This is a genomic window from Brevundimonas sp. R86498, from assembly GCF_044598075.1.
Classification (GTDB): Bacteria; Pseudomonadota; Alphaproteobacteria; order Caulobacterales; family Caulobacteraceae; genus Brevundimonas.
Map to the genome: position 1 here is coordinate 2406444 of NZ_CP139004.1, position 12918 is coordinate 2419361.

Consider the following 12918-nt stretch of genomic DNA (forward strand, 5'->3'; position numbering starts at 1 on the left):
CCGCGCGTAAGTGGGGCTACCGCTGTTCGAGGATCCTCCGATGCTGAAATCGACCCTGCTGGCCGCTTCTGCCCTGGCCCTGATGGGGGCAACCTCGGCCTGTGCCGGGCAGAGCGCGATTGATCCCGCCGAGCGACCGTCCGCCGTGGTGCAGGACTATGCGCTGGCCATCGCCGATCCGCTGCGGCCCGCGTCGGAGGTGGAGCGGGACCCCCTGCGCAAGCCGGCGGAAATGCTGGGCTTCATCGGCATCCGGGGCGGAGAGCGGATCGCCGATGTGCGGCCGGAGGAGGGCTATTTCAGCCGTCTTTTCGCCCGCGCCGTGGGGCCGGAAGGCCGGGTCTATGCCTTCGTGCCGAACCAAACGGCGGCGCGCGAGAACGCCTATGGCGACACGCTCGCGACCGACTATCCGAATGTGACCCGCATGACCGGGGCGCTGGAGGACCTGACCTTCCCGGAGCCGTTGGACGTGGTCTTCATGGGGCAGGAGTATCATGACTTCGTCATCCCCCGGTTCGGGGTCGATGTCGCGGCGATGAACGCGGCGGTGTTCAAGGCCCTGAAGCCGGGCGGCCTGTATGTGATTCTGGACCACGAGGCCGCGCCCGGTGCCGGTACCGATGTGGTCGGGACCCTGCACCGGATCGAGGGCTCGGCCGTGCGCGCCCAGGTCGAGGCGGCAGGCTTCGTGTTCGACGGCGAGACGGACGTGGTCCGTAATCCCGAGGACGACCGCAGCCTTTCGGTCTTCGATGCGGCGATCCGGGGCCGCAGCGACCAGTTCGTCTACCGCTTCCGCAAGCCAGGCTAGGCCGGGCGTCCGCCGCGCGCCCGGCTCCGCTTTCCCAATCCGGCCCGACGGTCTAACCCGAACGAAAATCGCTTCGGGAGAGAACAGCATGGCCACCAGGATCGCCTTCATCGGCCTCGGCAACATGGGCGGGGGCATGGCCGCGAACCAGGCAAAGGCCGGTCACGCAGTGGCGGCGTTCGACCTGTCGGCGGCGGCGCTGGGGCGGGCGCAGGCGGCGGGCTGCACGCCGGTGGCGTCGGTCGCCGAGGCCGTGCGCGACGCCGAAGTGGTCATCACCATGCTGCCCGCCGGCCCGCATGTGCTGCAGGTCTATTCGGAACAGATCATCGGGGCGGCCCCGTCCTCAGCCCTGCTGCTGGACTGCTCGACCATCGATGTGGATACGGCCCGGAAGGTCGCAGGTCTGGCGCGAGAGGGCGGCTATGCCTTTGCGGATGCCCCGGTCTCGGGTGGGACGATGGCGGCGGAGGCCGGGACCCTGGCCTTCATGGTTGGCTGCGACGAAGCGGACTTTGCCAGGATCGAGGCCGCGCTGGAGCCGATGAGCCGGGCCACCTTCCGCGCTGGCGACCACGGGGCGGGGCAGGCGGCCAAGATCTGTAACAACATGATCCTCGGCATCACCATGCTGGGGACCTGCGAGGCGATCGCCCTGGCGGAGAAGCTGGGTCTGGACCCGGTCAAATTCTTTGACATCGCGGCCAAGTCCTCAGGCCAGAGCTGGAGTGTGACCAGCTACTATCCGTGGCCGGGGCCGGTGCCGACCGCCCCGTCGAATCGCGACTATGACGGCGGATTCGCCACGGCCATGATGCTGAAGGACCTGAAACTGGCGCAGGACGCGGCGGCGAAGGCCGGGGCCTCAACGCCTCTGGGGGCCCAGTCCGAAGCCCTGTTCCAGCTGTTCGACCGACTGGGATACGGCGGCCGGGATTTCTCCGGAATCCTCCAGATGTTGCGGGGACGACTGGAGGATCTGCCCAGGCCTTGATCCATATCAAGGCGGCGCACGGTCCAGTGAAGGATCGTCGCCCATGAGCACGAACCAACCTGAGAATCGTTATCAATTAGGAGGTTGCGACCATTTTGCTGCCTCCGAAGATAGACTTTGGTCAGTCCGGGGCGCAAATACTCGGCCATCCGGAGAGACCATGCGAGTGTCAGGGTTGTTCGACTACAAGACCGCATTTCAGAGTGCCGTGGACCAGGTGAAGAGCGAGGGGCGCTACCGCGTCTTCGCCGATCTGAAGCGCGTGCGCGGTCAGTTCCCGAAGGCCGTAAGGCGGCGCGAGGACGGCTCCGAGCAGGAGTGCGTGATCTGGTGCTCCAACGACTATCTGGGCATGGGCCAGCATCCGGCGGTGCTGGAGGCGATGGAAGACGAACTGGACTCGGTCGGGGCCGGGGCCGGGGGTACGCGCAACATTTCGGGCACCACGCGCTCGGCGGTTGATCTGGAGGCCGAGCTGGCCTCGTGGCACCACAAGGAAGCCGCGCTTCTGTTCACCTCGGGCTATGTGGCCAATGAGGCGACGCTGACGACGCTGCAGCGCATCCTGCCGGGCCTGATCATCTTCTCCGACAGCCTGAACCACGCCTCCATGATCGCCGGCATCCGCAACGGCGGCTGCGAGCGGCACGTCTTCCTGCACAACGATCTGGCGCATCTGGAGTCGCTGCTGGCCGCGGCACCGGCCGATGCGCCCAAGCTGATCGCCTTCGAGAGCGTCTATTCGATGGACGGCGACATCGCCGACATCGCCGGGACCATCGCCCTGGCCCGCAAGTACGGGGCCCTGACCTATCTGGACGAGGTCCATGCGGTCGGCCTGTATGGCGAGACCGGCGCGGGCGTGGCCGAGCGGGACGGGGTGCTTGACGGCATCGACATCGTAGAATGCACCCTCGGCAAGGCCATCGGCGTCATGGGCGGATACATCGCCGCCGACGCCGTGATCGTGGATGCGGTGCGCAGCTGGGCCTCGGGCTTCATCTTCACCACCAGCCTGCCGCCGGCCCTGACCGCCGGGGCCCTGGCCTCGGTGCGCCACCTTAAGGCTCACCCCGAACTGCGCGCGGCGCATCAGGAGCGGGCAGAGACCCTGAAGCGCCGCTTCGCCGAGGCCGGCATCCCGGTGATGCCGTCCGAGAGCCACATCGTCCCGGTGTTCGTGGGCGATCCCGTCCACGCCAAGATGATCTCGGACATGCTGCTGGAAGACCACGGCATCTATGTCCAGCCGATCAACTATCCGACCGTGCCCAAGGGGACCGAGCGCCTGCGCTTCACCCCGTCGCCCAACCACGACGACGGCATGATGGACGCCCTGGTCACGGCGATGGACAAGCTATGGACCCACTGCAACGTCGCCCGGATGCCCGTCGCGGCGTGATGTCCGGGGTCGAACAGATCGACCCTTATCTGCTTTCGGTTCTCTTCGCTCGTGAGACCGGCCTGCCGGTGACGGTTTGGGTTCGCACCCGTGGCACTTCTTCCGGGCCAGCCAATCTCATGGTCGCGACGTCACCGGGCGATCGTGCGGACATGTACGAAGCGGCGTTTGTCGCGCTGGGCCCCGAGGGCCAGGTCGTGGAAGGCTGCCTCGATCCGGATTTGATCAAGGCAGTCAAGCGATGGACCGGTTTGAACGCGGGGTGTCTACTGGACCATTGGGATGGCCGAACGGACTCCGTCGAAATGGTGCGGGGCCTGATCACCGTCTCGTCTTCCCCCGCTCATCCCCGCGAAAGCGGGGACCCAGTGGTTTCGTGAGGCACGATGTTCTGGATGGCCAGCAACGCACAACCCATCCAACCGGGCACCCAAAGAACTGGGTCCCCGCTTTCGCGGGGATGAGCGGATGGGGGAGGACGCGAATATTGGCCAGGTCATCGTTGAGGCCATCCGGAACGGGGTCTACCTGAAAGTCACGGCCGTCCACGTCGTCACGGGCACAGAGGCGACGGCGGTCGGGCCCGCAGCGGAACCCAAGGCGGTCGAACGGCTGGCCATAGCCAAGCTCAAGCGGCGACTGACGCACCCCTGACACAAGATGTTGTGGCTAACGCCGCCCGGGACTAGATAGGGCGCTCCCGCCCCGTCAGCCCGGATGCCGCCCGTGACCGCCCATTTCATTCATGACGCCTATTTCTCGCGCGGCCTGGCCCAGAGCGATCCGGACGTCTTCGCCGCCATCGAGGGCGAGCTGCACCGCCAGCAGGAGCAGATCGAGCTGATCGCCTCCGAAAACATCGTCTCCAAGGCGGTGCTGGAGGCGCAAGGGTCCGTCCTGACCAACAAATATGCCGAGGGCTATCCGGGACGGCGCTACTATGGCGGCTGCGAATACGTCGACGTGACCGAGGATCTGGCGCGCGAGCGGGCCAAGGCACTGTTCGGCGCGGCCTTCGCCAACGTCCAGCCGCACTCGGGGGCCCAGGCCAACCAGGCGGTCTTCCTCGCCCTGCTGCAGCCCGGCGACACCTTCCTCGGCATGGATCTGGCCGCCGGCGGCCACCTGACCCACGGCTCGCCCGCCAACCAGTCGGGCAAGTGGTTCCGGCCCGTGACGTACGCCGTCACGCCGGACACCCATCTGATCGACTATGACCACGTCGCCGAGATGGCCCAGAAGGAAAAGCCCAAGCTGATCGTGGCCGGGGCCTCGGCCTACAGCCGCCACATCGACTTTGCCCGCTTCCGCGCGATCGCCGACAGCGTCGGGGCGTATCTGATGGTCGACATGGCCCACTATGCCGGTCTGGTGGCCGGGGGCGTCTATCCGAACCCGGTGCCCCACGCCCATGTCGTGACCACCACGACGCACAAGACCCTGCGCGGTCCGCGCGGCGGCCTGATCCTGTCCAACGACGTCGAGATCGGCAAGAAGATCAACTCGGCCGTCTTCCCCGGCCTTCAGGGCGGGCCGCTGGAGCATGTCATCGCCGCCAAGGCCGTGGCCTTCGGCGAGGCGCTGAAGCCCGAGTTCAAGGCCTATGCCAAACAGGTCGTGCTGAACGCCCAGGCGATGGCCGCCGTGCTGGTCGAGCGCGGACTGGCCATCGTCTCGGGCGGCACCGACAGCCATCTGATGCTGGTCGATCTGCGGCCCAAGGGCGTGACGGGCAAGGCGACCGAGCTGCAGCTGGAGCATGCCCTGATGACCTGCAACAAGAACGGCGTGCCGTTTGACACCGCGCCCTTCACCGTCACCTCGGGCGTGCGTCTGGGCACACCTGCCGGCACCACGCGCGGCTTCGGCGTCGCCGAGTTCCAGCAGGTCGGCCACTGGATCGCCGACGTCGTGTCCAGCATGAACGGCGGCGACGAGGCCGATCCGGCCGTGATCGCCGAGGTGGCCGGCAAGGTGCGGGCTCTGACGGCCCGCTTCCCGATCTACGGCTAGGCCACCCGCATGAAGTGCCCCTTCTGCGGTCATGTGGACAGCCAGGTGAAGGACAGCCGCCCGTCGGATGACGGCGCGGCCATCCGTCGTCGCCGGTCCTGTCCCAACTGCGGGGGGCGGTTCACCACTTTCGAGCGGGTGCAACTGCGCGAGCTGGTCATCCTGAAGCGCAACGGGCGGCGTACGCCGTTCGATCGCGACAAGCTGGACCGGTCGCTGGCCATTGCTCTCCGCAAACGTCCGATCCAGCCCGAGCAGGTCGAGCAGATGGTCTCGCGCATCGTGCGCCAGCTGGAGAGTTCTGGGTGAGACGGAGATCCCGTCCAGCGTGGTCGGCGACTTTATCATGAAGGCGCTGAAGGCGGTCGATGAGGTCGCCTATGTCCGCTACGCCTCGGTCTACAAGGATTTCCGGGCGACCGGCGACTTCGCCCGGTTCCTCGGCGAGGAAGGCCTGGACGACGATCCGGGATCGTCGAGGACCTGATGAGGCCGCGTATCACCTGGAAGGTCGCCACGTCGCTGGACGGGCGTATCGGCACATCGACGGGCGAGAGCCAGTGGATCACGGGCCCGCAGGCGCGCGAGCAGGGCCACCGGCTGCGCGCCGTCCATGACGCCGTGCTGGTCGGGGTCGAGACCGTGCTGGCCGACGACCCCCGGCTGACGGTGCGCCTGCCGGACGGCGAGAGCGCGCCCGATCCCCTGAGAGTCGTGCTGGACAGCCGGCTGCGGACGCCGTCGTTCGCCCGGCTGGCCACCCCGGGCACCCTGATCCTGACCACCCGCGAACCGGTGCCGGTCGGCGGGGCCGAGGTGGCGCGGGTGGCCGCTGACACTGCCGGTCGGCCGGCGGTCGCGGCGGTGCTGGACACCCTGTCGGCACGCGGGGTGCGCAGCCTGATGATCGAGGGCGGGGGCCGGGTCGCGGCCTGTTTCATCACCGCCGGTCTGGTCGATGCCATTGAATGGTTCCGGGCCCCGATCCTGCTGGGCGGCGACGGCCGTCCCGGGGTCGCCACCCTGGCCCTCGCCCGGCTGGCGCATGCGCCGCGCTACCGGCGCCTTGCGGTGGAGCCTGTGGGTGACGACCTGTGGGAACGTTACGAGAAGGCTTGAACCGTGTTCACAGGCATCATCACCGATATCGGCCGGGTCCGCTCGGTCGAACAGACCGCGCGCGACCGCCGCTATGAGGTCGAGACCCGCTGGGACGTCTCCGGCATCGATCTGGGGGCCTCCATCAGCCACGCCGGTTGCTGCCTGACGGTCGTCGAGAAGGGCGAGGGCTGGTTCGCCGTCGAGGTCTCGGGCGAGACCCTGGACAAGACCACCCTGGGTCGCTGGGCGGCAGGCACACCGGTCAATCTGGAGCGGGCGACGAAGGTCGGCGACGAACTGGGCGGCCATATCGTCTCGGGCCATGTCGACGGTCTGGGCACGGTGATCGAAATCACGCCGGAGGGCGGCTCACACCGGATCACCATCGAGGCGCCCGCGCCGCTGCACCGGTTCATTGCCGCCAAGGGCTCGATCACGGTCGATGGCGTGTCCCTGACGGTGAATAGCGTCGAGGGCCAAAGGTTCGGCTTGAACATCATCCCCCACACTTGGGAGGCGACCACCCTGGGGGGCCTGCGCGTCGGTGACGCGGTCAATCTGGAGATCGACATGCTGGCGCGATACCTCGCGCGGTGGCAGGAGACCGCATGATGCACCTCGCCGCCACCAGTTCCGACAGCCCGATCAGCCCGATCGAGGATATCCTCGAGGATGCCCGCAACGGCCGGCCCTATATCCTGGTCGATGCCGAGGACCGGGAGAACGAGGGCGATGTCATCATCCCGGCCCAGTTCGCCACGCCCGACCAGATCAACTTCATGGCCCGCCACGCGCGCGGCCTGATCTGTCTGGCCATCACGGCCGAGCGGGCGCGCCAGCTGCGTCTGCCGCCGATGGCCGCCGAGAACCGCGAGAGCATGAGCACGGCCTTCACCGTCTCGATCGAGGCGGCCGAGGGGGTCACGACCGGCATCAGCGCCGCCGATCGGGCCCGTACGGTGCAGGTCGCGGCCGACCCTTCCCGCACGGCGGACGACATCGTCTCGCCGGGCCATGTGTTCCCGCTGGTGGCCCGCGACGGCGGGGTGCTGGTCCGCACCGGCCATACCGAGGCGGCCGTCGACATCAGCCGCATGGCCGGCCTGACCCCCGCCGGTGTGATCTGCGAGATCATGAACGACGACGGGACCATGGCGCGGCTGCCGGATCTGGTGGCCTTCGCCCAGATGCATGGCCTGAAGATCGGCACGATCGCTGACCTGATCGCCTATCGTCGCCGCACCGAGCGGTTCGTCGAGCGGGTCATGGACACCCCGTTCGAGAGCGTCCACGGCGGCCCCTTCCGCCTGATGCTGTACCGGAACACGATCGAGGGTCAGGAGCACGTCGCCCTGGTCCACGGCCAGATCGAGCCGGGCAAACCCACGCTGGTGCGGATGCACCAGGTCGATTTCGCAGCCGATCTGCTGGGCCATGTCGAGGACCGGCAGAGCTATATTCCCCGGGCGCTGCGGGCGATCACGGATCATGACGGCCCCGGCGTGGTGGTCTTCCTGCGCGACCCGATGCTGCAGGGGCTTGGCGAGCGGCTGGCCGGCGGCAACAAGCCCGCTGCGGTGGACCGCTCGCTGCGGAACTACGGGGTCGGGGCCCAGATTTTGCTGGATCTCGGCGTGCGCGACATGATCGCCATGAGCTCCACGCGACCCGAACCCGCCGCGATCGAGGGCTATGGCCTGCGCATCGTCGGCTGGCGTGACATGGACGGAGAAGACCAATCCTGAAGGACCCACCCCGCGTTCTCATCGTCGAGGCGCGCTTCTATGATGAACTGGCCGACGCCCTCCTGGAGGGCGCGAAGGATGCCCTGCAGGCGCAGGGCGTCGCCTTTGACGTGGTCACGGTGCCCGGCGCGCTGGAGATTCCGCCGACCATCGCCCTGGCCGAGGAGGCCGGGCGCTATCCGACCGCGCCCCGCTACGATGGCTATGTCGCCCTCGGCTGTGTGATCCGGGGCGAGACCTATCATTTCGAGATCGTGTCGGATCAGTCGGCGGCCGGGATCATGTTGCTGGGCACGCGCGGCGTGATCATCGGCAACGGCGTTCTGACCGTCGAGGACGAGGATCAGGCCTGGGCCCGGGCCCGCCTTAGCGAAGGCGACAAGGGCGGCGGGGCGGCCCGCGCCTGCATGGACCTGATTGCGTTGAAGAAGCGGTTGCGCGTAGGGCTCGGGGAATGACCGAACCCAACAGCATCCAGGCCGTCCTCGCCCAGCTGGCCGAGAACGAGCGCGCCCAGGCCGAGCCGCATCTGACCAGCCGTCAACGGCGCGCGCGCACCGTCGCCCGGCTGGCGGCCGTGCAGGCCCTCTACCAGATGGAACTGGCCGGGGAGGGGGTCGAGACGGTCATCACCGAGTTCTCAAATCATCGCTTCGACTCCGACATCGAGGGGGAGCCCCTGGCCGAGGCGGACGAAGCCTGGTTCGCCGACATCGTGCGCGGCGTCATCGACAGCCAGAAGACCATCGATGCGGCGGTCAAGGCGCGACTGGCCTCGAACTGGCGGCTGGAGCGGCTGGATGCGACCCTGCGGGCCCTGCTGCGCTGCGGGGCCTGGGAACTGACCGACAAGGCCGAGGTGCCCAAGGAAATCGTGATCGACGAATATGTCGAGCTGGCCAAGGCCTTCTTCGACGAGGCCGAGGCCAAGTTCGTCAACGCGGCGCTGGATGGCGTGGCCCGCGACGTGCGGCCGAAGGCCTGAGCCATGGCCGCCGCCGAGGTCGCCGGCGAGTTCGACACGATTCGGACCCTGCTGGGGCCGCTGGCCCATCCGGAGTATGCGCTCGGCCTGATGGACGATGCGGCGGTGCTGCCGTCGCGTCCGGGTCATGACCTTGTCCTGACCAAAGACGCCATCGTCGAGGGCGTGCATTTCCTGCCCGGGGACCCGCTGGACACGGTGGCGCAGAAGCTTCTGCGCGTGAACCTGTCCGATCTCGCCGCCAAGGGGGCGGAGCCGTTCGGCTATCTGCTGGCCTGCCACTGGTCAGCGCGCTGCGGCTGGACCGAGCGCGAGGCCTTCGTCGCCGGGCTGGCGCGGGATCAGGAGGCCTTCGGCATTCATGTGCTGGGGGGCGACACCGTCCGCACGCCGGGGCCGGCGTCCTTCTCCGCGACCATGCTGGGCTGGGTGCCGAAGGGCGGGACCATCCTGCGAAGCGGGGCCCGGCCAGGGCACGCCGTCTATGTCACCGGCAACATCGGCGACGGCCGGCTCGGTCTGCAGGCGGCGCAGGGACATCTGACGCTGGAACCCGAGCGCATCGCGACCCTGGCGGAACAGTATCGGCGACCCACCCCGCGGTTGGCCTTCGGACAGGCGGTGCGCGGGCTGGCGGGTGCGGGCATCGATATCTCGGACGGGCTCGTCGCCGATCTCGGGCATGTGGCGGCAGCCAGCCGGGTCGGCATCGCCCTCCAGCTGGAATCCCTGCCCCTGTCGGTCGCAGCCCGCGCCTGGTTCGACCGCCGGACCGACCCGCTGGCGGCGTTGCAGGATCTGGCGACCGGCGGCGATGACTATGAGGTGGTCTTTACGGTCCATCCGCTGGACGAGGCAGCGGTGAGGCGCGAGGCCGAGGGGCTGCATCTGCGGTTGACCCGTATTGGTGAGGTCACGGTCGGCGCGGGCGTCTCGGTGACCTACCTGGGTCAGCCGGTCGAGATCGCCAAATGCGGCTGGACCCACGATCGCTGAACCCCGTCTTTCCGGGGAAACGGAATCTCAACCCGTTTGCGCGATGCTTTGCCCATGCGCCGTAGAGACCTCTTCACCGTTGGAACCCTCGCCCTCGCCGGGGCCGCCGCGACCGCGGTCCCTGCGGCCGCCTCCGAGCCGTCGGCTCCCAAGCCGGCCGTGCCGCTGGACATCGCCGGGATCGGACTGCCGATCATCTCAGAGGGGCGAATCCGCAACTATGTTTTCGTCACGATGCGTCTGACCCTGGCTGAGGGGCACACCCCCGACAGCCTCAAGTCCAAGGTGCCCTATCTGCGCGACGCCCTCGTCCGCGCCGCCTATCGCACGCCGTTTGTCGTCCCCGATGACTTCACGCGGATCAACGACGCGGCGGTCAATGCCATGCTGATGGGGGCCGCGCCTGCCCTGGCCGGACCCGGGGTCGTCACCCGTGTCGAGGTCGCGCTGCAGTCACCGCGGCGCCGGACCAGTCTCCGCGCGACCTGATCGCCTGAACCCGCCGGATGGCGGGTTGCGTCACTCCACCGCATTTGGCACGGTTCTGCCGTAATTCCCGCACGGACGCGCCCATGCGTCCAGACTGCGCACGGGGGGACCGGAAGGCGGATAGAGGCGAACAACGCCCGCCGCGCCAAGGGTCCGCGCGCCCAATGGTATGGAAACGCCAAGATGATCAATGTTCTGTGGCTTGTGATAGCCGCCGGCGCGCTGGGGGTCCTGTACGGGCTTGTCCAGACCGCCAGTCTGATGAAGGCCGAAACCGGCAATGACAAAATGCGTGAGATCGCCGCCGCCATCCAGGAGGGGGCGTCCGCCTATCTGAAACGCCAGTACACCACCATCGCCATGGTCGGGGTGGTCATCCTGATCGCGGCCTGGTTGCTGATCGGTCCCTATGCCGCCGCCGGCTTTGTGATCGGGGCGGTGCTGTCGGGCCTTGCCGGGTTCGCCGGCATGCTGATTTCCGTGCGGGCCAATGTGCGGACCGCCCATGCCGCCGCGCAGAGCCTGTCGAGGGGGCTGGATCTGGCCTTCCGGTCCGGGGCCATCACCGGCATGTTCGTGGCGGGCGGGGCCCTGCTGGGCGTCGCCGGCTACTATGCCGTCCTGACGGCAGGCCTCGGCCTGGAATCGACGGGCCGCGAGGTCATCGACGGTCTGGTGGCCCTGGGCTTCGGGGCCTCGCTGATCTCCATCTTCGCCCGTCTGGGCGGGGGCATCTTCACCAAGGGTGCCGACGTGGGCGGCGACATGGTGGGCAAGGTCGAGGCCGGCATTCCCGAGGACGATCCCCGGAACGCTGCCACCATCGCCGACAATGTGGGCGACAACGTCGGCGACTGCGCCGGCATGGCCGCCGACCTGTTCGAGACCTATGCGGTAACCACGGTCGCCACCATGGTGCTGGCGGCCATCTTCTTCCGCGGCCAGCCCTATGTCGAAACCATGATGCTGCTGCCGCTGGCCATCTGCGGCATCTGTATCGTCACCTCGATCATCGGCAGCTTCTTCGTCCGTCTGGGCAAGAGCCAGAACATCATGGGGGCCCTGTATCAGGGTCTGATCGTCACCGGTGTGCTGTCTGTCGGAGCGGTCTGGTGGGTCATCACGACGATGGTCACCGGCCCGGTCATCACCACCTCGGGGCTCCAGATCGAGCCGATGAGCCTGTTCTGGGCCGGACTGGTCGGTCTTCTGGTCACGGCGGCCATCGTGGTCATCACCGAATACTATACGGGGTCGAACTTCCGCCCGGTCCGGTCGGTGGCCAATGCCTCGGTTTCCGGGCACGGCACCAATGTCATCCAGGGTCTGGCCGTGTCGCTGGAAGCGACCGCCCTGCCGGCCCTGGTGATCATCGTCGGCATCATCGCCAGCTTCCAGCTGGCCGGCCTGTTCGGCATCGCCATCGCCACCACCACCATGCTGGGTGTGGCGGGGATGATCGTGGCGCTGGACGCCTTCGGACCCGTGACCGACAACGCCGGTGGCATCGCCGAGATGGCGGGTCTGCCGGCGGATGTCCGTCACGTGACCGATGCGCTGGACGCCGTGGGCAATACGACCAAGGCCGTGACCAAGGGCTATGCGATCGGATCCGCCGGTCTCGGGGCCCTGGTCCTGTTCGCCGCCTACACCTCGGACCTGCAGTATTTCGCCGCCAATCCGGTCGACTATCCCTTCTTCGCCAATATGGGTCCGGTCGCCTTCGACCTGACCAACCCCTATGTCGTCGTCGGCCTGCTCTTCGGGGGGCTGCTGCCCTTCCTGTTCGGCGGCATGTCGATGATGGCGGTGGGCCGCGCGGCCGAGGCCGTCGTGGCTGAGGTCCGTCGTCAGTTCCGCGAGAACCCCGGCATCATGACCTATGAGGTCAAGCCGGAGTACGGCCGGGCGGTCGACATCCTGACGAAGGCGGCGATCCGCGAGATGATCGTGCCCAGTCTGCTGCCGGTGCTGTCGCCGGTCGTCCTGTTCACGGCGATCCTGTTCATCTCGGACAAGGCCAATGCCTTCGCCTCTCTGGGGGCCATGCTGATGGGCGTGATCGTGACTGGCCTGTTCGTGGCCATCTCGATGACCTCGGGCGGCGGGGCCTGGGACAATGCCAAGAAGGTGATCGAGGAGGGGTTCACCGACAAGAACGGCGTCGTCCACGGCAAGGGCTCCGAGGCCCACAAGGCCGCGGTCACCGGTGACACCGTCGGGGATCCCTACAAGGACACTTCGGGCCCGGCGGTGAACCCGATGATCAAGATCACCAACATTGTGGCCCTGCTGCTGCTCGCGGTCCTGGCGAGCGGCAACATCGGCTGATCGCAAGGTCAGGCTGAAACGAAGGACGCCCCGGAGAGCGATCTCCGG

Annotated in this window: 14 protein-coding genes and 1 pseudogene; all 15 read left to right on the forward strand. The window is 67.8% G+C overall.

Annotated elements, in window-relative coordinates; translation table 11 throughout:
* Positions 1-40: 40 nt before the first annotated feature.
* The 15 genes and pseudogenes from SJY26_RS11860 (at position 41) to SJY26_RS11930 (ending at position 12870) form a co-directional block, all read left to right on the forward strand.
* On the forward strand, positions 41-814 hold the full coding sequence (locus tag SJY26_RS11860) for a class I SAM-dependent methyltransferase (protein ID WP_396593233.1): 774 nt from the start codon (positions 41-43) through the stop codon (positions 812-814).
* An 88-nt stretch (positions 815-902) separates the two neighbouring features.
* Positions 903-1808 carry a 3-hydroxyisobutyrate dehydrogenase gene (gene mmsB / locus SJY26_RS11865; protein ID WP_396593234.1) on the forward strand — a complete coding sequence of 302 codons (906 nt, stop codon included), beginning with the start codon at positions 903-905 and terminating at the stop codon, positions 1806-1808.
* 160 nt (positions 1809-1968) lie between these two features.
* A complete protein-coding gene (gene hemA, locus SJY26_RS11870; RefSeq protein ID WP_396593235.1) occupies positions 1969-3210 on the forward strand; it encodes a 5-aminolevulinate synthase in 1242 nt (413 codons plus the stop codon).
* Positions 3210-3590, forward strand: a complete 381-nt coding sequence (locus SJY26_RS11875; protein ID WP_396593236.1) for a hypothetical protein — start codon at positions 3210-3212, stop codon at positions 3588-3590. The genes hemA and SJY26_RS11875 overlap by 1 nt, the downstream gene beginning before the upstream one ends.
* Before the next feature lie 88 nt (positions 3591-3678).
* On the forward strand, positions 3679-3864 hold the full coding sequence (locus SJY26_RS11880; protein ID WP_396593237.1) for a DUF6898 family protein: 186 nt from the start codon (positions 3679-3681) through the stop codon (positions 3862-3864).
* A gap of 63 nt (positions 3865-3927) precedes the next feature.
* Positions 3928-5223 (forward strand): serine hydroxymethyltransferase, encoded by a 1296-nt coding sequence (glyA, locus tag SJY26_RS11885; RefSeq protein ID WP_396593238.1) that lies wholly within the window; start codon positions 3928-3930, stop codon positions 5221-5223.
* A gap of 9 nt (positions 5224-5232) precedes the next feature.
* A pseudogene (nrdR, locus tag SJY26_RS11890) lies at positions 5233-5710 on the forward strand (transcriptional regulator NrdR).
* Entirely contained in the window at positions 5710-6342 is a 633-nt protein-coding gene (locus SJY26_RS11895) for a RibD family protein (RefSeq protein WP_396593239.1), read from the forward strand. Before nrdR ends, SJY26_RS11895 begins: the two are co-directional and overlap by 1 nt.
* Positions 6343-6345: 3 nt before the next feature.
* Positions 6346-6936, forward strand: a complete 591-nt coding sequence (locus SJY26_RS11900) for a riboflavin synthase (protein ID WP_396593240.1) — start codon at positions 6346-6348, stop codon at positions 6934-6936.
* The gene (gene ribB, locus SJY26_RS11905; RefSeq protein ID WP_396593241.1) at positions 6933-8069 is read left to right on the forward strand and encodes a 3,4-dihydroxy-2-butanone-4-phosphate synthase; all 1137 of its coding nucleotides are present in this window, start codon (positions 6933-6935) and stop codon (positions 8067-8069) included. Before SJY26_RS11900 ends, ribB begins: the two co-directional genes overlap by 4 nt.
* Positions 8066-8527, forward strand: a complete 462-nt coding sequence (gene ribH, locus SJY26_RS11910) for a 6,7-dimethyl-8-ribityllumazine synthase (protein ID WP_396595756.1) — start codon at positions 8066-8068, stop codon at positions 8525-8527. Before ribB ends, ribH begins: the two co-directional genes overlap by 4 nt.
* Positions 8524-9054 carry a transcription antitermination factor NusB gene (gene nusB / locus SJY26_RS11915; protein WP_396593242.1) on the forward strand — a complete coding sequence of 177 codons (531 nt, stop codon included), beginning with the start codon at positions 8524-8526 and terminating at the stop codon, positions 9052-9054. The genes ribH and nusB overlap by 4 nt, the downstream gene beginning before the upstream one ends.
* 3 nt (positions 9055-9057) lie before the next feature.
* Positions 9058-10050: a thiamine-phosphate kinase gene (gene thiL, locus SJY26_RS11920; RefSeq protein ID WP_396593243.1), complete on the forward strand. Its 993-nt coding sequence runs from the start codon at positions 9058-9060 to the stop codon at positions 10048-10050.
* A gap of 54 nt (positions 10051-10104) precedes the next feature.
* The gene (locus tag SJY26_RS11925) at positions 10105-10539 is read left to right on the forward strand and encodes a hypothetical protein (RefSeq protein WP_396593244.1); all 435 of its coding nucleotides are present in this window, start codon (positions 10105-10107) and stop codon (positions 10537-10539) included.
* 183 nt (positions 10540-10722) lie between these two features.
* On the forward strand, positions 10723-12870 hold the full coding sequence (locus tag SJY26_RS11930; RefSeq protein WP_396593245.1) for a sodium-translocating pyrophosphatase: 2148 nt from the start codon (positions 10723-10725) through the stop codon (positions 12868-12870).
* Positions 12871-12918 lie beyond the last annotated feature (48 nt).

Excerpts from the sequence above, each read along its gene's own strand:
- SJY26_RS11860 (WP_396593233.1), top strand. The coding sequence starts at position 41 with ATGCTGAAATCGACCCTGCTGGCCGCTTCTGCCCTGGCCCTGATGGGG.
- mmsB (WP_396593234.1), top strand. The coding sequence starts at position 903 with ATGGCCACCAGGATCGCCTTCATCGGCCTCGGCAACATGGGCGGGGGC.
- hemA (WP_396593235.1), top strand. The coding sequence starts at position 1,969 with ATGCGAGTGTCAGGGTTGTTCGACTACAAGACCGCATTTCAGAGTGCC.
- SJY26_RS11875 (WP_396593236.1), top strand. The coding sequence starts at position 3,210 with ATGTCCGGGGTCGAACAGATCGACCCTTATCTGCTTTCGGTTCTCTTC.
- SJY26_RS11880 (WP_396593237.1), top strand. The coding sequence starts at position 3,679 with ATGGGGGAGGACGCGAATATTGGCCAGGTCATCGTTGAGGCCATCCGG.
- glyA (WP_396593238.1), top strand. The coding sequence starts at position 3,928 with ATGCCGCCCGTGACCGCCCATTTCATTCATGACGCCTATTTCTCGCGC.
- SJY26_RS11895 (WP_396593239.1), top strand. The coding sequence starts at position 5,710 with ATGAGGCCGCGTATCACCTGGAAGGTCGCCACGTCGCTGGACGGGCGT.
- ribB (WP_396593241.1), top strand. The coding sequence starts at position 6,933 with ATGATGCACCTCGCCGCCACCAGTTCCGACAGCCCGATCAGCCCGATC.
- nusB (WP_396593242.1), top strand. The coding sequence starts at position 8,524 with ATGACCGAACCCAACAGCATCCAGGCCGTCCTCGCCCAGCTGGCCGAG.
- thiL (WP_396593243.1), top strand. The coding sequence starts at position 9,058 with ATGGCCGCCGCCGAGGTCGCCGGCGAGTTCGACACGATTCGGACCCTG.
- SJY26_RS11925 (WP_396593244.1), top strand. The coding sequence starts at position 10,105 with ATGCGCCGTAGAGACCTCTTCACCGTTGGAACCCTCGCCCTCGCCGGG.
- SJY26_RS11930 (WP_396593245.1), top strand. The coding sequence starts at position 10,723 with ATGATCAATGTTCTGTGGCTTGTGATAGCCGCCGGCGCGCTGGGGGTC.